Annotated in this window: 13 protein-coding genes; 4 read left to right on the top strand and 9 right to left on the bottom strand. The window is 61.7% G+C overall.

The features are described 5' to 3' along the window. The coding region (locus HGO40_RS27450) for a CstA-like transporter-associated (seleno)protein (protein WP_250965477.1) at positions 1 to 77 on the top strand (77 nt) is incomplete at its 5' end. A 290-nt stretch (positions 78 to 367) separates the two neighbouring features. Next, complete coding sequence (gene yjiA / locus HGO40_RS27445) at positions 368 to 1,336, top strand: GTPase (RefSeq protein ID WP_250965592.1); 969 nt, start codon at positions 368 to 370, stop codon at positions 1,334 to 1,336. A gap of 140 nt (positions 1,337 to 1,476) precedes the next feature. On the opposite strand, the gene HGO40_RS27440 is transcribed toward yjiA, so the two are convergent. The 5 genes from HGO40_RS27440 to HGO40_RS27420 all read right to left on the bottom strand — a co-directional run bounded on the left by HGO40_RS27440 (position 1,477) and on the right by HGO40_RS27420 (position 10,095). Continuing rightward, positions 1,477 to 2,169: a GntR family transcriptional regulator gene (locus HGO40_RS27440; RefSeq protein WP_250965591.1), complete on the bottom strand. Its 693-nt coding sequence runs from the start codon at positions 2,167 to 2,169 to the stop codon at positions 1,477 to 1,479. Between the two features lie 22 nt (positions 2,170 to 2,191). Beyond that, positions 2,192 to 2,896, bottom strand: coding sequence for a FadR/GntR family transcriptional regulator (locus HGO40_RS27435; RefSeq protein ID WP_250965590.1), 705 nt, complete (start codon positions 2,894 to 2,896; stop codon positions 2,192 to 2,194). A gap of 59 nt (positions 2,897 to 2,955) precedes the next feature. Beyond that, positions 2,956 to 4,269 carry a C4-dicarboxylate transporter DctA gene (locus tag HGO40_RS27430; RefSeq protein WP_250965589.1) on the bottom strand — a complete coding sequence of 438 codons (1,314 nt, stop codon included), beginning with the start codon at positions 4,267 to 4,269 and terminating at the stop codon, positions 2,956 to 2,958. Positions 4,270 to 4,765: 496 nt separating this feature from the next. Next, the gene (gene glyA / locus HGO40_RS27425) at positions 4,766 to 6,019 is read right to left on the bottom strand and encodes a serine hydroxymethyltransferase (RefSeq protein ID WP_250965588.1); all 1,254 of its coding nucleotides are present in this window, start codon (positions 6,017 to 6,019) and stop codon (positions 4,766 to 4,768) included. Between the two features lie 227 nt (positions 6,020 to 6,246). Beyond that, positions 6,247 to 10,095 carry a sensor domain-containing protein gene (locus HGO40_RS27420; RefSeq protein WP_250965587.1) on the bottom strand — a complete coding sequence of 1,283 codons (3,849 nt, stop codon included), beginning with the start codon at positions 10,093 to 10,095 and terminating at the stop codon, positions 6,247 to 6,249. 271 nt (positions 10,096 to 10,366) lie between these two features. Here HGO40_RS27420 and ettA point away from each other — a divergent pair, with 271 nt between their 5' ends. Then, the gene (gene ettA, locus HGO40_RS27415; protein WP_250965586.1) at positions 10,367 to 12,031 is read left to right on the top strand and encodes an energy-dependent translational throttle protein EttA; all 1,665 of its coding nucleotides are present in this window, start codon (positions 10,367 to 10,369) and stop codon (positions 12,029 to 12,031) included. A 181-nt stretch (positions 12,032 to 12,212) separates the two neighbouring features. On the opposite strand, the gene HGO40_RS27410 is transcribed toward ettA, so the two are convergent. From HGO40_RS27410 to HGO40_RS27395, 4 genes are all read right to left on the bottom strand, one after another. After that, entirely contained in the window at positions 12,213 to 12,704 is a 492-nt protein-coding gene (locus HGO40_RS27410; protein WP_250965585.1) for a GreA/GreB family elongation factor, read from the bottom strand. A gap of 69 nt (positions 12,705 to 12,773) precedes the next feature. Continuing rightward, positions 12,774 to 13,130, bottom strand: a complete 357-nt coding sequence (locus HGO40_RS27405; protein WP_250965584.1) for a hypothetical protein — start codon at positions 13,128 to 13,130, stop codon at positions 12,774 to 12,776. 102 nt (positions 13,131 to 13,232) lie between these two features. Further along, positions 13,233 to 15,086 (bottom strand): Lnb N-terminal periplasmic domain-containing protein, encoded by a 1,854-nt coding sequence (locus HGO40_RS27400; RefSeq protein ID WP_250965583.1) that lies wholly within the window; start codon positions 15,084 to 15,086, stop codon positions 13,233 to 13,235. 87 nt (positions 15,087 to 15,173) lie between these two features. After that, positions 15,174 to 15,662, bottom strand: a complete 489-nt coding sequence (locus HGO40_RS27395) for a DUF3015 domain-containing protein (protein WP_030140293.1) — start codon at positions 15,660 to 15,662, stop codon at positions 15,174 to 15,176. A 275-nt stretch (positions 15,663 to 15,937) separates the two neighbouring features. Between HGO40_RS27395 and HGO40_RS27390 the strand changes: the two genes are divergently transcribed. Beyond that, positions 15,938 to 18,376 (top strand): Lon protease family protein, encoded by a 2,439-nt coding sequence (locus HGO40_RS27390; RefSeq protein ID WP_250965582.1) that lies wholly within the window; start codon positions 15,938 to 15,940, stop codon positions 18,374 to 18,376. Positions 18,377 to 18,534: the final 158 nt, after the last annotated feature.

Here is an 18,534-nt window from a genome sequence, read left to right as displayed (position 1 = left end):
TGATGGACTATGAGGCGTTCTTCCGGGAACGCCAGGAGGCCCGTTACGGTGGCAAGGGTGGGCCCAAGTGCTGTTGAACCGCTGATTGCCAGTGGATGATGCAACCCTGTGGGAGCGAGCTTGCTCGCGAAGGCGTCAGGTCAGTCGCCATTGATGTGGCTGACACACCGCTATCGCGAGCAAGCTCGCTCCCACAGTTGTTTTGGGTTGGCCTCAAGATTTGCTTACGTCACAAATCCCTTGTGGGAGCGAGCTTGCTCGCGATAGCGGAGTGTCAGTTGATGATAATGTCGACTGATCCACCGCCTTCGCGAGCAGGCTCGCTCCCACAAAACCGTTTTCCTTTCAGGCATCAAGGAGATTCAGTTTGTCCTCTCCCATCCCGGTCACCATCCTCAGCGGCTTCCTCGGCGCCGGCAAGACCACGCTGTTGCGCCATCTGCTCAAGGCCGAACACGGCCTGAAAATCGCCGTGATCGAGAACGAATTCAGCGACGCCGGTATCGACACCCAACTGCTGGGCGACGAGCCGGTGCAAGTCATGACCCTGGCCAACGGTTGCGTGTGCTGCACCATTCACACCGACCTGACCAAGGCCTTGTACCTGTTGCTCGAGCGGCTGGACAGCGGCGAAATCGCTTTTGATCGCCTGGTGATCGAATGCACCGGATTGGCCGACCCGGCCCCGGTGGCGCAGACTTTTTTCATCGACGAGGACTTGCGCGAGCGTTATATCCTCGACGGCATTCTGACGCTGGTGGATGCCGCTCACGCCGATATCCACCTGGCCCAGGCCATCGCCCAGGCCCAGGTCGGGTTTGCCGATCGCCTGCTGCTAAGCAAGACCGACCTGGCGGACGCCGCCCAGGTCCAGGCCCTTGGCGAACGCCTGGCACGCATCAATCGGCGGGCGCCGATCCGGGTGGTCGAGCACGGCCAGATCGACCTGGCCGAGTTGCTCGACATTCGCGGCTTCAACCTCAATGCGGACCTGGGCGCAGGGTTCAGCCTGCGACCGGTGGGCAAGGCCACCCCGGGCGATCGCATCGGCAGCCTGGTGTTGCGCACCGACAAGGCGCTGGATATCGACAAGCTCAGCGAGTTCATGAACCAATTGCTGGAAGAACACGGCAAGCAACTGCTGCGCTACAAAGGCGTGCTGAATATCGCGGGCGAACCCCGTCGACTGGTGTTCCAGGGCGTGCTCAAGTTGTACGGTTTCGATTGGGACACCGAATGGGCCCCCGACGAAGCCCGGGAAAGCGTGATCGTGTTCATCGCCGACGAACTGCCTGAAGAGAAGATCCGCGCCGGATTCGAAGCCGCGCTACTTTGACTGTGCCTGCGTTCGTCAAAACGTCTGCCTGAGGCGCTTTTCGTGGCGAGGGAGCTTGCTCGCGCGCGGTTGCGCAGCAACCGCCAAAAAGCGAGGGCGGCTACGCCCCCCAGCGGGAGCAAGCTCCCTCGCCACAACAGCTATTTGATCAGCAATTTTTGCTCCAGATGGTCCAGGTGCTCGTCCATCAGCCGCACGGCTTCGTTGACGTTGCGACCTTCCACGGCGTCGACGATCGCCAAGTGTTCCTGCCAGGCACAATGTCGGCGCGACTTGACCTCGTGTCGCGCCAGGGCCAACGAGGTCAACGGCACCAGGCTGCCGAGAAATTGCAGCAACGGCGCGTTACCGGCCATGGCGGCCAGTTGCAGGTGAAACTCGCCGGACAGGCGTATCGCCGGGCCACGCTCGCCGCGGTCCAGGCAGTGCGGTTCCTGTTCCACCAGATCCCGAAGCCGTCGTAGATCCTGCGGTCGCGGCGCCTGGCAGGCCAGGCGCACCAGCGTCTGCTCGGCCAGGCGGCGAGCGTGGAGGATCTGCCGGGTCTGCTCCAGATCTGGCGCGGCGACCTGGGGGCGGTGGTTGGGCCGCGGTATCACCACTTGCTGATGGGACAGGCGCGCCAGGACGCGGCGAATGATACTGCGGCTGACACCGAACACATCTCCCAGGCTTTCCTCGGTGAAGCGGCTGGCCGGGGCAATGCGTTGTTCGAGGATGGCGTCGAAGATCCGCGGGTAGATATCGTCCACCGACGGTTTGCCGATCCGGCCGGGCAGGGGCAGGGTGGCGAGTACATTGCGGTTATGTTGATGGGAAACGAGAGTGTTCATGACGGTCTCCGCAGGCCCAGGCTCAAGTGCCGAGGCTGTCGTCCGGAATATTCAATTCGATGCCCATGCGCTGGCCTTCCCGGAGAATGTGCCGACGCATTTCGGCGCTGGCCTGGGCGCTGTTCTTGCCACGGATGGCACGGACCACGGCTTCGTTTTCTTCCAGGCGTTCGGCCAGATGTTCGGGCGAGTTACGCAACACATCGGCGCTTTGCTTGAGGGCGTTGCTGGTCTGCTGGACCACGTTCTGGAAGATCGGGTTGGACGTCAGGGCAAACAGTTCTTCATGGAAAGCGATGTAGGCGTTGGCACAGGCGTCGCTGTCATTGGCTTCCAGGGCTTCGCGCATGTCCATGAGGGTCAGGCGCAACTGGCCGACTTCCTTGCTGCTGATGGACTGGGCCACGAGGCCGACGATGAAGGGCTCCAGGGTGTAGCGCAGTTGCAGCAGGTCTTCCAGGCTCGCGCCGGCCATGGCGCTGCCTTCACTGACGGTATCGTTGAGATTGGCCTCCAATACCACGACGCCTTTGCCGCGCATCGAACGCACCAGACCCAGGGTCTCCAGGACGCTCACCGCTTCACGCAGGCTGGGCCGGCTGATGCCCAGTTGCTCGGCCAGTTCGCGCTGGCCGGGCAGCATGTCCCCCGAGCGCCACTGGCCCCGGGCGAGGGCGGCGCGGAGTTTCTCCACCACGGAATTGACGACGGTCGATGAGCTGATCACATGTGACTCCTTGGAAATCAATCAGGCAATGCCGGCTCGCGGGCCGGCATCGCCGTCTTTCAGAATTGCTGGTGATGGGCACTGCCCACCGGTTTTCTGGGTTGAAAGGTATAGCCTTGTTGGCCGGACAGCACCTTGCGCGCGCGAGGAACATCGATGTCTTTCTCCCAGCGGGCAATCGCCACGGTGGCCACGCAGTTGCCAATCAGGTTGGTCAGGGCCCGGCCAATGCCCATGAACCAGTCGACGGCTAACACCAGCACCAGGCCCACCACCGGGATCGCCGGGATCGCGGTCAGCGTCGCCGCCAGGATTACCAATGCCGAGCCGGGAATTCCATGGGCGCCCTTGGAAGTGATCAGCGACACCAGCAGGATGGTCAACAGGTCGCTCAGGGCCAGGGGCGTACCGGTGGCGTTGGCGATGAAGACAATCGCCAGGGTCAGGTAGATCGAAAAGCCATCCAGGTTGAACGAGTAACCGGTTGGAATCACCAGGCCCACGGTGGAGCTGCCGATCCCCAGGTGTTCGAGCTTGCGCATGATCTGGGGCAGCACGGCATCGGACGAAGCGGTACCGAGGACGATCAGCAGCTCTTCGCGCAGGTATTTGAGAAACGGCAGCATCGGCAGGCCCGATGCGCGCATCACCAGACCGAGGATCACGGTGACAAACGCGATGCAGGTCAGGTAGAACAGGCCGACGAGGCTACCCAGGTGCTGCAGCGAGTCCAGGCCATATTTGCTGGTGGTGAAGGCAATGGCGCCAAACACGCCGATAGGGGCCAGGCGCACGATCATGCCCATGATGCGGAAGATCACGTGGCTGAGTTCGTTGATCAGCCGTGAAATACCGGAAGCGGCGTCACCGACGAGGTTCAAGGCACTGCCGAACAGCACGGCGAACAGCAGCACCTGCAGGATATTGTTTTCCGCGAACGCTCCGATCACTGAGGTCGGGATCAGGTTCATCAGGAACTGCGTAGTGGTGACCAGGTGCTGGCCGCGCTGGGCGATATCGTTCACGTCCGTGCTGGAGAGCTGCTCCAGGTGGATGTTCGCACCACTGCCAATGCCGGTGCTGAAGGCAAGGACCAGGCCGATGATCAGGGCGATGGTGGTGAGCACTTCGAAGTAGATGACCGATTTGAGGCCAATGCGCCCGACCTTCTTGAGATCACCGGCGCCGGAGATGCCGCTGACCACCACGCAGAACACGATCAGGCCGATGAGCATCTTGATCAGCTTGATAAAGCCGTCGCCGAGGGGTTTGAGCTGTGCAGAGTATTCGGGAAGGGTAAGCCCGCAGACGATGCCGAGCACCAGTCCGAGGACAACTTGAAGGAAGATCGACCGCGAGCACCATTTGAGCATGGGAGGGATTCCTGGTTCGGTGTCCTTGTTCGCCAGAGGGGCTGGCGTCGGGACTTCATTATTGTGGTCTTACCGGTTTGTCCAGTGCAGGCGCAGTCTAGGCGCTGTTTTCGTGGGTATGCAAGCCCGGTTAGGGCGATTTGGCTTGACCGGTCTTACCAGTTGCGATGAAAGCCCTGTGCTTGAGCCTCTCCCAGTTTGGAAAAAATTTTGCCCCCAAGGCCTAAGCGAATAACGAGGACATGACACAAACATGTGGCGAGGGAGCTTGCTCCCGCTGGGCCGGTCCAACGCTTCGGGCGCAGCAGCCCCCAACATTTTGCGGTCGCTGCGCAACCGAGCGGGAGCAAGCTCCCTAGCCACAGGGGGTAGATGGTTATCCCAGCCTCACAGGTGTTCTACCGGTATTCGCCTCAGAGGATGCTAAAAATGAACGCCAATAAAAAAGCCCGCATCTTTCGATGCGGGCCTTTTTGGCTACGCGTTAGCGAGCTAATTAAGCGCCGTATACCGGCAGCTTCTTGCAGATGGCCTTGACCTTCTCACGCACGGCGTCGATGACCGCTTCGTTGTTCAGGTCCGCCAGGATGTCGCAGATCCAGCCGGCCAGTTCCTTGCACTCGGCTTCCTTGAAGCCGCGAGTGGTCACGGCCGGGGTGCCGAAGCGCAGGCCCGAAGTAACGAACGGCGAGCGTGGGTCGTTGGGCACCGAGTTCTTGTTGACGGTGATGAACGCCTTGCCCAGCGCCGCGTCGGCGTCTTTGCCGGAGATTTCCTGCTTGATCAGCGAGAGCAGGAACAGGTGGTTTTCAGTACCGCCGGACACCACGTCGAAGCCGCGCTCGATGAACACGCCGGCCATGGCCTTGGCATTCTTCACCACTTGTTGCTGGTAAGCCTTGAACTCAGGTTGCAGGGCTTCCTTGAAGCAGATCGCCTTGGCTGCGATCACGTGCTCCAGCGGGCCACCCTGGGCGCCCGGGAAGACGGCGGAGTTCAGCTTTTTCTCGATGTCGGCGTTGGCACGGGCCAGGATCAGGCCACCACGTGGACCGCGCAGGGTCTTGTGGGTGGTGGTGGTGACCACGTCGGCGAACGGCACCGGGTTCGGGTAGACGCCTGCGGCGACCAGGCCGGCAACGTGGGCCATGTCGACGAACAGGTAGGCACCGACCTTGTCGGCGATCTCGCGGAAACGCGGGAAGTCGAGGACTTGGGAGTAGGCGGAGAAACCGGCCACGATCATTTTCGGCTTGTGCTCGAGGGCCAGGCGCTCGACTTCGTCGTAGTCAATCAGGCCGTTGCCGTCGATGCCGTACTGGACGGCGTTGTACAGCTTGCCAGAGGAGGAAACGCTGGCGCCGTGGGTCAGGTGACCGCCGTGGGCCAGGCTCATGCCCAGGATGGTGTCGCCGGCCGACAGCAGCGCCAGGTACACGGCGGCGTTGGCTTGGGAGCCAGCGTGTGGCTGGACGTTGGCGTAATCGGCGCCGAACAGTTGCTTGGCGCGGTCGATGGCCAGTTGCTCGACCACGTCGACGAATTCGCAACCACCGTAGTAGCGCTTGCCTGGGTAGCCTTCGGCGTACTTGTTGGTCAGTACCGAGCCTTGAGCTTCCATCACCGCGGGGCTGGTGTAGTTTTCCGAAGCGATCAGCTCGATGTGCTCTTCCTGGCGCTGAGCTTCTTGCTCCATGGCGGCAAAGAGATCGGCGTCGTACTTGGCAATAGTCAAATCACGGCTGAACATGGCGGTCCTCAAGGATCGGGGCAGAAAAGGGGGGCATTCTACCTCAACCGGTTTTGGAAGGCATATGAAAGGGCGTCATGTCTTGGACGAATGGGTTTCATGGACAATTGTGTGTCGTCCAGGCTGGCGCCATCGCGAGCAAGCTCGCTCCCACATTGGACCTGCGTACGCATAACCTGTGGGAGCGAGCTTGCTCGCGACGAGGCCGCTACAGGCGCTGAAGGGCCTCAGTCGAGCATGAACAACGCATCATTGCTGAACTGCGCTTCGAACCGATTGGCCGGCATCGGCCGGCCGAACAGGTAACCCTGGACTTCGTCGCAGCCGTGTTCACGCAGGAAGTCCAGTTGCTCGTGGGTCTCGACGCCTTCGGCGATCACCGCCAGGTTGAGGCTGTGGGCCATGGCGATGATCGCCCGGGCGATCTGCGCATCCTGCTCGCCGGAGGGCAGGCCGTCGACGAAGGTGCGGTCGATCTTCAGCACGTCGATGGGGAATTGCTTGAGGTAGTTGAGCGACGAATAACCGGTGCCGAAATCATCGACGGCAATGCTCAGGCCCAGGTTCTTCAACCCGGCGAGGATCTGCATCGCCTCGCTGACTTCACGCATCAGGATACTTTCCGTCAGTTCCAGCTCCAGGCAGGCCGGCGGCAGGCCAGTGCTGCGCAGGATATTGGCAATGCGCGTGCCCAACTGGCCGTCGGAGAACTGCCGGGCGGAAATGTTGACCGAGACTTTCGGCACCCGGACCTTGGCCTGGTGCCAGGTCCTGAGCTGCCGGCAGGCTTCGGTGATGACCCAGTCGCCGACATCCACCACCAGCCCGAGTTCTTCGAGTACCGGGATGAAATCCCCCGGCGGCACCAACCCGCGTCGCGGATGGCGCCAGCGCAACAAGGCCTCGGCGCCGGTCAGGCGTTTGCCATCGCCGCTGAACTGCGGCTGGTAATACAGCACGAACTCGTTCTGCTCCAGGGCATGGCGCAGGTCACTTTCCAGTTCCAGGCGCTCCAGGGCGCTGGCGTTCATGTCGGCCTGGTAGAACTGGAAGTTGTTCTTGCCGCGTTCCTTGGCGTGATACATGGCCGTGTCGGCGTTCTTCATCAACTGGCTCAGCTCGTTGCCGTCCTGGGGGCTCAGGGCGATGCCAATACTGGCGGTGACGAAGAACTCGCGGCCTTCGAGCACGAAGGGGCGGACCAGACTGGCGAGGATCTGCTCGGCCACGTTGATGGCCCGGTTCAGCGCCATTTCACGGCTGGCGCGCGGTTGCAGCAGCAGGGTGAACTCGTCGCCGCCCATGCGCGCCACGGTGTCGTCGTCGGCGACGCAGCCGAGCAGGCGCGTGGCCATTTCCTTGAGCATCCGGTCGCCGGCGGCATGGCCGAGGGAGTCGTTGATCGGCTTGAACCGGTCCAGGTCGAGGAACATCAGCACGACCCAGGTCTTCTGCCGTTCGGCCGATTGCAGCGCGGTGTGCAGGCGATCCTGGAACAGCGTGCGGTTGGGCAGGTGGGTCAGGGCGTCGTAATAGGCCAGGCGATGAATGCGCTGCTCGCTGGCCTTGCGTTCGCTGATGTCGCTGAAGAAACACACATAGCTGGCCAGGTCGCCTTCGTCATCCAGCACCGCGGTGATGCCGACCCAGGCAGGGTAGTGCTCGCCATTGCGGCGCTTGAGCCAGACTTCGCCTTCCCAGGTGCTGTGCTGTTGCAGTTGCTTGAGCACGTAGCGCAGGTGGGCTTCCTGCTGGTCGTCCACGGTCAGCATGTTGGGCAATTGGTCCAGCACTTGCGATACAGCATAACCGCTGACGCGACTGAAGGCTTCGTTGGCCTGGACGATGTAGCCGGCCGGGTCGGTGATCAGGATCGCCGAGGTCGAGTGCTCGAAGACCGTGGCGGCCATGCGCAGGTCTTTTTCGGCGCGACGTTGCTGGCTGATGTCGCGGCCCACACCCAGAACGCCTTCGAACGCGCCATGTTCATCCCACACCAGCACCAACCGCAGTTCGATGGGAATCTTGCGCCCGTCGGCACGCAGGCAGTCGAACAGGAACAACTGGGTCTGCATCTGGTTGCGCAGCTCGGCCAGTTGTGCGGGCTTGTCGAGGGCCTTGCTGACCCGGTCCATCAGGCTGTAGATGCCGGTCAGTTGTTGCGGGTTGGCGATGATCGATTGCCAACCGTTCTGGAAAATCCAATCGGCGGTGTAGCCCAGCACCGCTTGCACCGACGGGCTGACATAGTTGAGCGAAAGCTTGTTGTCGGTGGAGAAAATCACGTCGCTGATGCTTTCGGCGAGCATCCGGTAGCGTTGCTCGCTGTCGCGCAGCGATTCGCTGGCCTCGATCTGCTCGGTGACGTCCTTGGCCACGCCGATGATTCGCGTCACCTGGTTATGTCGGTCGCGGGCCAGGGCCTGTTCACGGATGTCGAAACAGCGCCACTTGCCATTGCGATGACGAAAGCGCAATTGGCATTGCAGCAACTGCGTGTAGCCGCCCCGCCGTTGTTCCTGGCGCAGGTTGTGGTAGTGATCGGCATCGTCGCTGTGCAGCAGGATTTCCCAGAAGTACTCGCCCATCTGGTGCAGTTCGGTGCGGTCATATCCCAGGGTCTGGCCCAGGTGATGGTTGCTGAAGATCATCCGCTGGCTGATGACGTCCTGCACATAGAGATGGTCCGGCACGGTGCGCACCACGTCGGACCAGAACCCCTCGCGTTCGAGCAGCGAGCGCTCGATCAGCTTGCGGCTGGTGATGTCGCTGATGCTCAGGTTGACCGCGTTGTAGTCGTGCTGTTTTTCCGGCAGGCGCAGCACCAGCCACAGGTGCTGGTCGCGACCATGGGCGTCCTGGAGCTTGATCTCCAGTTCCAGTTGCTTGTGTTGGTCGAGCAGCGCTTCGAGCAGCTTCGAGCCGACGGGGTTGTTGTCCTGCGCACCTTTGCCGACCAGCAACTGCCAAGCCTGGTCGCAGGAATCGACGTTGAGCAATTTCAACGCCATCTGGTTGACTTCGGTGACGTGAACTTCCTGGCGCAGCTGTTCGAGTTGGTGAGTGGTTTGCAGCCAGGCGCGCAATTGATCGCCCGTGTGCAGGCCGGCTCGCTCAAAAAAGGCCTTGAGCCCCGACAGGTCAAGTACGCACAGGGCCACGCCGGTGCCTTCGAAAATATCCTGGTAACGTCGCCGCCCCTCGTGCAACTGCCGTTGGCGCCGACGCATGTTCAACAGCGCGATCACCGGCAACAACGAAAACGCCAGGCCCAGCAGGCATTTGCCGATGAAGGCCGGCAACAGTTGTTCGATCACCTGGCGGCGGTCGAACAGCCCTCGCAGTTGCCAGTCGCTGCTGCTCAGGGGCACGGTCAGTACGGTGCTTTTCAGGTCATCCGGCGACAGATGGGTCGGGCTGCTCGAAGGCAGGCTCTCGTCGCGGCTGATGATTTGCTGGTTGAGGCGGTTCTCCACCAGCCATAGCGGGCGCAACCCCACATCGGCTTGCTTGGTCAGGGTGGCGAAAAAGTTCGGGGTCAAGCGCAGGGCCCAATAGCCACGGCCGCTACCGCTGGCCTGGTGCAACAATAGATGCACCACGGAACCGTCTTCGGCATTGCTGAAATAATGGGCCTGGGCCCGGCTGCGTCGCACCAGTTCGCTCAGGTAATCGGCATCGTGGCTGTTGGCATCACTGTCACTGAGCACCCGGCCGGAAGGGCTCAACAATGCCAAGCTGCGCAGCTCGGGGAGCGACTGCTGGAGTTTGTGAACCAGGGCCTGCTGCTCGTCGATACTTTGCGGTTGTTCGACGATCGGTAGCAGGTTGAGGGCGATTTGCGCGTTCAAGGCCATGTTCAGGCTGACCTGCGCGGCGAGATCGGCGGTGTAGTCGATGGTGTACTGGCGCTGTTGCTGCTGAGTTTCGCGCAGTTGATCGAGCAGTTGCCAGAACAGCAAGCCGAGCAACAGCAGCACGAGCGTGGCCAGCGCCCCCTTCAATGTCCCGCGCAGGGGCGAGCCGGGCACGACAGCGGGTGCGCGAGGGGACAGGGGTGGAGTGACGTTGGACAAGCTGTAATCCTGCGTTTTGCTGGACTGGCGCGACGTGCACTATAAGCCGGACGCCCGAAGGGCGGCTAGCATGCCTTGACTTGTGGCAAAGTGCCAGCCCTGGGCGGCTGGACCTTGACCGACGGTTGAGGTAGCTTTGCCGGTCAAACAAGAGCGTTCCAGCTCCAGATTCCCAGGCTCTATCCGCCCGCAGGCATTGATGATCGTCAAGAGCCCGCGCCGCGCATGGCCTGGCTCGTTCTTTTCACCTGTCACTGACGCTAGGTTCACCATGGCTCAATACGTCTTCACCATGCATCGGCTGAGCAAAGTTGTTCCGCCGAAGCGGGAAATCCTGAAAAACATTTCTCTGTCCTTCTTCCCTGGCGCCAAGATCGGCGTGTTGGGCCTCAACGGTTCGGGTAAGTCCACGCTGTTGAAAATCATGGCCGGCGTCGATAACGAATTCGACGGCGAAGCCCGTCCGATGCCGGACCTGAACATCGGCTACTTGCCGCAAGAGCCACAGCTGGACCCAACCAAGACCGTGCGTGAAGTGGTCGAGGAAGCGGTCAGCGTGATCAAGGACGCCCAAGCGCGTCTCGACGAGGTCTACGCCGCCTACGCCGACCCGGATGCCGATTTCGACAAGCTGGCCGCCGAACAGGCCAAGCTCGAAGCGATCCTGCAGGCCAGCGACGGCCACAACCTCGATCGCCAGCTGGAAGTTGCCGCCGATGCGCTGCGCCTGCCGGCGTGGGACGCGAAGGTCGAACACCTCTCCGGCGGTGAGAAGCGCCGCGTGGCCCTGTGCCGCCTGCTGCTGTCGGCCCCGGACATGCTGCTGCTCGACGAACCGACCAACCCCCTGGACGCCGATTCTGTCGCCTGGCTCGAACACTTCCTGCACGACTTCCCAGGCACCGTGGTGGCGATCACGCACGACCGGTACTTCCTGGACAACGTCGCCGGCTGGCTTCTCGAACTCGACCGCGGCGCGGGCATTCCGTACGAGGGCAACTACTCGGGTTGGCTGGAAGCCAAGTCCGATCGTCTGGCCCAGGAATCCAAGCAGCAGTCGGCCCATGAAAAAGCCATGAAGCAAGAACTGGAATGGGTGCGCAAAGGCGCCAAGGCCCGCCAGTCCAAATCCAAGGCACGTCTGCAACGCTTCGAGGAAATGCAGTCCCAGGAATTCCAGAAGCGCAGCGAAACCAACGAGATCTACATCCCGGCCGGTCCGCGCCTGGGTGCCAAGGGCATCGAGTTCAAGAACGTCACCAAGGGTTATGGCGACCGCGTGCTGATTGACAACCAGTCGTTCTCCATGCCCAAAGGCGCCATCGTCGGTGTGATCGGTGGTAACGGCGCGGGCAAATCCACGCTGTTCCGCATGTTGATGGGCAAGGAAACCCCGGATTCGGGCAGCATCGAGATCGGCGAAACCGTGCAACTGGCCTGCGTTGACCAGAGCCGCGAAGACCTGGACGGCAGCAAGACCGTGTTCCAGCAGATCTCCGACGGTTCCGACCAGATCCGCATCGGCAACTATGAAATCCCGTCGCGCACCTACGTGGGCCGCTTCAACTTCAAGGGCGGCGACCAGCAGAAGTTCGTCAAGGACTTGTCCGGTGGTGAGCGCGGTCGCTTGCACCTGGCGTTGACCCTGAAGGAGGGCGGCAACGTCCTGCTGCTCGACGAACCGTCCAACGACCTCGACGTCGAAACCCTGCGTTCCCTGGAAGAAGCCTTGCTGGACTTCCCGGGCGCCGCCATTGTGATCTCTCACGATCGGTGGTTCCTCGACCGCGTGGCGACCCACATCCTGGCGTACGAAGACGACTCGCAAGCGGTGTTCTTCGAAGGTAACTACACCGAGTACGAGGCCGATCGCAAGAAACGCCTCGGCGAAGCCGCTGCCCAGCCCCATCGCGTACGGCACAAGAAGCTGGCCTGATTCGGTCGGTTGCATAAAAAAACGGAGCCTTCGAGGGCTCCTTTTTTTATGGATGCAAATCCATTGTGGGAGCGAGCTTGCTCGCGATAGCGGTGTGACAGTCAGTGGAAATGTTGACTGATACTCCGCTATCGCGAGCAAGCTCGCTCCCACAGTGTGTAAGGCTTAATTACCGGCAGTATCACTGGAGATCGATCGCAACGACCTCGATAACGAGATTCCCCAACGGTCGTTCCCATGTCACCTCATCCCCAACCTTTGCCCCCAGCAACGCCCGTCCAAGCGGCGAGCCCCAATTGATCAAGCCACTGGCCGCATCGGCCTGGTCTTCCCCGACCAATTGCACCCGCTGCTCGTGGTCCTGTTCATCGACAAAGGTCACCCAGTGGCCGATCCGCACTTGTTCGGATGAAGTCGGCGCAACGACCTGTGCGCTTTGCAAGCGTTGGTTGAAATACCGCAGGTCCCGTTCGATATCGGCGATACGCTGTTTATCCGCTTGCTCGCCCTGGGCAGTCTGTTGGCTATGCAGTTGCTGCAATTCGGCGACCTGCGCCTGCAATTGGGCAAGCCCTGCGGATGTGACGTAGTTGGGCTGCGAACTGCCCTGGCGTTCGACCGGCTGGTCGGCCTGGGCAGCGGCGTTGTCTTCGTTGACGAAAGCGCGGCTCATGAAACCTCCTCTTGTTGGAGTTTGGGCCATGGTCGCAGGTTTTGGTTTCGACGGATGTCTGTATGCGACTTACTGCGAGCGATAAGCCCGGGCGGCGTCCTGGTCCTTCTGTTGCTGCCAGGCCCGTTCACGTTCGTCCCAATGGCGTTCGCGGTAGGCGTTACGCTCTTCACTCTCACGCATCGCCTGGCATTGGCGGAAGCCGTCGCTCCAGCCTTCGGCGTAGCGCGGGTCCTTGAGGTAACGCGGCACATCTTTCCTGAACTGCCCGGTGATCACCCCGGCCGCTTGCCGGCCACTGCTGCAGCCATCGTCGTAGCCATCGGCGAAGGCCGGTGGATAACCTCGGGCGATCAGGTCTTCGTGGGTGGTTTCACAACCACCGAGCAACATCAGCACACCCAGTACCATCGCCGCGCGCTTCATTTTCGTTTTCCTGCCGAATCCCGCCTACAAGAAGTCTAGAAGTGGATTCGTCGCAGAGACGTGAAAGCGCGGTGATCAATCCGTTGGTTGCTCAGGCCAAGGTCAGTAGTGATACCACTTCACCTCAAGCATCACCTCGTTCTCCGGCGAGGCCAATTGGCTGAACTCCCGTTGGGCACTCAGGCGCAGGCCGAGGTTGCGGGACAGTTCCCATTGCTGATTGAGGCTCAGGCTACGGCGCACTTCGCCGTTGACGAAATAATCGCCCTTGGCTTCCAGGCTCAGGTTGCCCAGTGGGTTTTTCCACAGCACACCGCTGTTGAAACCGGCGGCCGGGGCGATGAACTGGGCGAAATCGTTGTTGTGTTCCACCCGCACCGTGCCCAGGGCAAAGCCCAGCACATTGTCGCCCAGCGCCCAGGTGCCGCCTGCGCCGCCGTTGACGTGGCTGACCAGGGTTTCATCGTCGTGTTTGCCCGGCACCCGCTCCAGGCCGCCGGTGACCGGCCAGGACAGCGGCTGTAGCAACTCGTTGCGTGGGGTCAGGGAGCGAATGGTCGCCAGGTCCAGTTGCTGCACCTGCCAGTCGTTGCCCTCGTACTGGCGCAGCTTCAATTGGAGGATTTCGATCTGTGCCCCCAACGGAAAGCTTTCGGCATTGTCGTTGAGGGCGTGATAGGCCATGCGCAAGCCATATTCGCCGAATGCCCGGTCGCCCCGCGTGCCGAGGCCGGCCTGCCAGGTGCGCGATTGATGACCGTCCTCGGGCAGGCCCGGTTGCGGGATCGCGAGTTCCGGCGCGGGGTTCTGGTTGATCGCCCGCAACAGCTCGAAGCTGCGTTGGGCCCGTTGCGGATCACGTTCCTGGCCGTTGGCGCGATAGCGCTCCAGGCGATAGGCCGCCTCGATGAGCAGCGCCTGGCGCTCACGCGGCAGCGCCTTGAAGGCCGGCGTTTGCAACTGCTGCTGGTCGGCGCTGACCTTCAGTACCCATTGCTGCTCATCATCGCTGAGCGGTTCGGCGCGGCTGAGCAGTTCCCGTTCCCGGGACGGTCGATACTGGATGCTTTCCACCAGGCCGGCTTCCTTCACCGCCTTGACGGTGTCGGTGGGAATCGCCGTCAGCGGGAATTGTTCGGTCAGGCGCAGGCTGGGGCGGGCCACTTGCAACAACTCGAGCAGGCGATAGGAGCAGTTTTCGTCGAAGAAGAAATAGTCGAACTGGATCTGCTTGAGTTCCCAGACATGCTCGACCATGCGCTCGGTTTCCGCCTGGCTCAGGTTGAGGCGGTATTCCCACAGGTCGCGGTTCTCCAGGCTACGGTACTCGGAGAGTTTTTCCTGATATGGCACCAGGGCGAACAGGCCGGGGTAACCGCCCATCAGGCCTTTCCAGGCATAGAGGAGGCTATTGTCGGAACCTTCGATGTAGGCGCCGAAGTTGATTGCGTAGCTGAGCAGGGCAGTCTTGTCGCTTTGCACGTCGGCCTGGTCGATGCGCAACAGGGTGTGGCCGAACATCGAGGACGGGCTGTTCAGGTACGCGGCCGGGAAAATCATCACCGCGCTGTGGGGCGCCACGTCCTTGAACCATTGGGTGAAGTCGCGGCAATCGACTGCCGGCAGGTCTGCCAGGTTGAGCTGCGCCTTCAGCCAGCGGGTTCGCGCCGGGTAGACGCACTGGGCATGTTGCTGGCCGGCGTTGGCTGGGCCATACAAGGCTTGCAGCGTGGCGGTCAGTTCACGGTCGGGATGTTCGTTGCCATCGGGGGCGAGGAAGAATTTTTTCTCGCTGATATAGCTGCGCCAACCGCCGAGCTTGGCGGTTTCGTAGTGGCCCAGGGAAATCCAGAAGGGGTCGTTGGCCAGTTGCTGCAAACGTTGAGGGTCGACATGAGGTGCGGCGGACAGCGGGGCGCACACACAGAGCGCCAGCCAGGCAAGGCGTTTGAGCATAGTCGGCTACTTGGAAAGTCGAAAAATAAAGACCGAAGGGCCCCAAAAAGAAAACCCGCTCCCCGAGAGGAGCGAGTGCTGCCGAGCTTAAGCTTGAGTGGCGTACTTGGCCAGGCGTGGGTCGTTTTTCAGCACGGCCAGGGTGTTGGTATGCACGTCTTCGGCAGTTACGTCAGCTTTGCTGAAGATCTGCTGGAAGTGCTCGTGGGTCACAGCGGAGAAGTGCGCGCGGTCTTCCGGCGCCACGCCCAGTACCACGGCGTAGGTGGTCAGCGCTTCGCCCTGACCCTTGGCCATGTCTTCGGACAGCTCGTTCATCATCCCATTCATGGCCAGCCAGGACTTGCCGCCGTAGGTCAGTGCCGCGTTGGTCGAGCAGCCGTTGGTGCCGGAGGTCATGCCGAAGGTTGCGTTACCGGACGTGCCGTTGGTGGTGGATGCCAGGAAGTGTGCCGGAGTGCCACGCTGACCTTCGAACAGCATGTTGCCCCAGCCGCAATCCGGACCGCCCGGCGCCTGAGCCATGGCGTTGATGGATACAGCGGTGAAGAGAGTACCGAGAAGAATCCGTTTCATAGCTATGTTCTCTTTTATGTGCATACCGATGGACAGGGTCTGGCCCCTACAGCAGCCAGTGGGCCGGTTATTGTTCCAGCCGCGCAGTTTGGAGTTTAGGCACGATCCGAGGGTTCCGTGACATTTTGCAAAAACATTACATGTGATCGCCGTTTTACGGGGCCCGGCCCGGGGTTTTGCCGTTGGCTATGCTTTGGTCAGAGGCGCTCCTTGCCAGTCAGGTACAGGCAGCGCCAGAATGCCGCTATCTGCCCCGCCTGATGTAAGGAAGCCCGATGCCTGATCCTGTTGCTGCCAGCTTGCGTCTAGCGCCCGAAGCGCTGACCCGTCCGTTTTCCGCTGAACAGTTCAGCTTCTCTACCACCAATGATCTGGAGCCCTTCCGCGGTGTGCTTGGCCAGGAACGTGCGGTCGAAGCCTTGCAGTTTGGCGTGGCCATGCCACGCCCCGGTTACAACGTATTCGGCATGGGCGAGCCCGGCACCGGCCGGTTCTCGTTCGTCAAACGCTACCTCAAGGCCGAAGGCAAGCGCCTGCAGACCCCGGCGGACTGGGTCTACGTCAACAATTTCGATGAGCCCCGCGAACCCCGCGCCCTGGAACTGCCGTCGGGCACGGCGGGTGCGTTCATCGGTGACATCAACGGCTTGATCGACAACCTGCTGGCGACCTTTCCGGCGGTGTTCGAACACCCGTCCTACCAGCAGAAGAAAAGCGCCATCGACCGCGCCTTCAACCAGCGCTACGACCGCGCCCTGGATGTGATCGAGCGCCTGGCGCTGGAGAAGGACGTCGCTCTGTACCGTGACAGCAGCAACATCGCCTTCACGCCGATGAGCGAAGGCAAGGCCCTGGACGAGGCGGAGTTCGCCCAGTTGCCGGAAGCCGAGCGCGAGCGTTTCCACGAGGACATCTCCGGCCTTGAGGAGCGCTTGAACGAAGAGCTCGCCAGCCTGCCGCAATGGAAGCGCGAGTCCAGCAACCAGCTGCGCCACCTCAACGAAGAAACCATCACCCTGGCCCTGCAACCGTTGCTGGCGCCGCTGTCGGAAAAATACGCGGAGAACGCCGCGGTCTGTGGTTACCTGCAAGCCATGCAGGTGTATCTGCTCAAGACCGTGGTCGAGCAACTGGTGGACGACAGCAAGAGCGACGCCATCGCCCGCAAACTGCTGGAGGAACAATACGCCCCGAGCCTGGTGGTCGGGCATCCGTCCAGCGGTGGCGCGCCGGTGGTGTTCGAGCCGCACCCGACCTACGACAACCTGTTCGGCCGGATCGAATACAGCACCGACCAGGGCGCGCTCTACACCACCTACCGGCAACTGCGTCCGGGTGCCTTGCACCGGGCCAATGGTGGCTTCCTGATCCTGGAAGCGGAAAAAATGCTCAGCGAACCGTTCGTATGGGATGCGCTCAAGCGCGCCCTGCAATCGCGCAAGCTGAAGATGGAATCGCCCCTGGGTGAAATGGGACGCCTGGCCACGGTGACCCTGACGCCGCAACACATCCCGCTGCAGGTCAAGGTCGTGATCATCGGCGCCCGCCAGCTCTATTACGCCTTGCAGGACCTGGATTCGGATTTCCAGGAAATGTTTCGCGTGCTGGTGGATTTCGACGAAGACATCCCGATGGGCGACGAGAGCCTGGAGCAGTTCGCCCAGCTGCTCAAAACCCGCACTTCGGAAGAAGGCATGGCACCCCTGACCGCCGACGCGGTGGCGCGCCTGGCGACCTACAGCGCCCGCCTGGCTGAACACCAAGGGCGCTTGTCGGCGCGCATCGGTGACTTGTTCCAGTTGGTCAGCGAGGCGGATTTCATTCGCCAATTGGCCGGTGACGAAATGACCGATGCCGGCCACATCGAACGCGCCCTCAAGGCCAAGGCCACCCGCACCGGGCGTGTCTCGGCGCGGATCCTCGACGACATGCTGGCCGGGATCATCCTGATCGACACCGCAGGTGCGGCGGTGGGCAAATGCAACGGACTGACGGTGCTCGAGGTCGGCGACTCGGCGTTAGGCGTGCCGGCACGGATGTCCGCCACGGTGTACCCGGGCGGCAGGGGCCTCGTCGACATCGAGCGGGAGGTCAACCTTGGCCAGCCGATCCACTCCAAGGGTGTGATGATCCTCACCGGTTACCTGGGGAGTCGTTATGCCCAGGAATTCCCGCTGGCGATCTCGGCCAGCATCGCCCTGGAGCAATCCTACGGTTATGTGGACGGCGACAGTGCGTCCCTGGGCGAGGCGTGCACGCTGATCTCGGCCCTGTCGAAGACGCCGTTGAAGCAGTGCTTCGCCATCACCGGCTCGATCAACCAGTTCGGTGAAGTGCAGGCGGTGGGCGGGGTCAACGAGAAGATCGAAGGCTTCTTCCGCCTCTGCGAAGCCCGGGGTTTGACCGGTGAGCAGGGGGCAATCATTCCCCAGGCCAACGTCGCGACCCTGATGCTCGATGAGAAAGTGCTGGCCGCCGTGCGCGCCGGGCAGTTCCATGTCTATGCGGTGCGCCAGGCCGACGAAGCCCTGAGCCTGCTGGTGGGCGAGCCTGCCGGCGAGCCGGATGAAAACGGTGAGTTCCCGGAGGGCAGCGTCAACGCCCGGGTGGTGGAGCGGCTGCGGGTGATCGCGGAGATGATCAGCGAAGACGACATCAAGGAAGCGGAAAAGGAACTGGCACAGCAGGCCTTGGCGGAGGCCAAGCCGGCTTGATGTTTTCCTGAGGGCCGCAAGACGTCTGTAGAAGTCCACTGTGGGAGCGAGCTTGCTCGCGATACAGCAAATTCAGGGTGAATAAATTGGTTTTTAGCTAGCACACACCTAATTAAACCTTCGCGGCCGACACCACCGGTTTTGTAGTTTAGATTTGG

The organism is Pseudomonas sp. CG7 (assembly GCF_023701885.1).
Classification (GTDB): Bacteria; Pseudomonadota; Gammaproteobacteria; order Pseudomonadales; family Pseudomonadaceae; genus Aquipseudomonas; species Aquipseudomonas zanjanensis.
Note: the sequence above shows the minus strand (reverse complement) of the source record. Positions and strands in the feature narration are given on the sequence as shown.

Excerpts from the sequence above, each read along its gene's own strand:
- HGO40_RS27440 (WP_250965591.1), bottom strand. The coding sequence starts at position 2,169 with ATGAACACTCTCGTTTCCCATCAACATAACCGCAATGTACTCGCCACC.
- HGO40_RS27430 (WP_250965589.1), bottom strand. The coding sequence starts at position 4,269 with ATGCTCAAATGGTGCTCGCGGTCGATCTTCCTTCAAGTTGTCCTCGGA.
- glyA (WP_250965588.1), bottom strand. The coding sequence starts at position 6,019 with ATGTTCAGCCGTGATTTGACTATTGCCAAGTACGACGCCGATCTCTTT.
- ettA (WP_250965586.1), top strand. The coding sequence starts at position 10,367 with ATGGCTCAATACGTCTTCACCATGCATCGGCTGAGCAAAGTTGTTCCG.
- HGO40_RS27410 (WP_250965585.1), bottom strand. The coding sequence starts at position 12,704 with ATGAGCCGCGCTTTCGTCAACGAAGACAACGCCGCTGCCCAGGCCGAC.
- HGO40_RS27405 (WP_250965584.1), bottom strand. The coding sequence starts at position 13,130 with ATGAAGCGCGCGGCGATGGTACTGGGTGTGCTGATGTTGCTCGGTGGT.
- HGO40_RS27400 (WP_250965583.1), bottom strand. The coding sequence starts at position 15,086 with ATGCTCAAACGCCTTGCCTGGCTGGCGCTCTGTGTGTGCGCCCCGCTG.
- HGO40_RS27395 (WP_030140293.1), bottom strand. The coding sequence starts at position 15,662 with ATGAAACGGATTCTTCTCGGTACTCTCTTCACCGCTGTATCCATCAAC.
- HGO40_RS27390 (WP_250965582.1), top strand. The coding sequence starts at position 15,938 with ATGCCTGATCCTGTTGCTGCCAGCTTGCGTCTAGCGCCCGAAGCGCTG.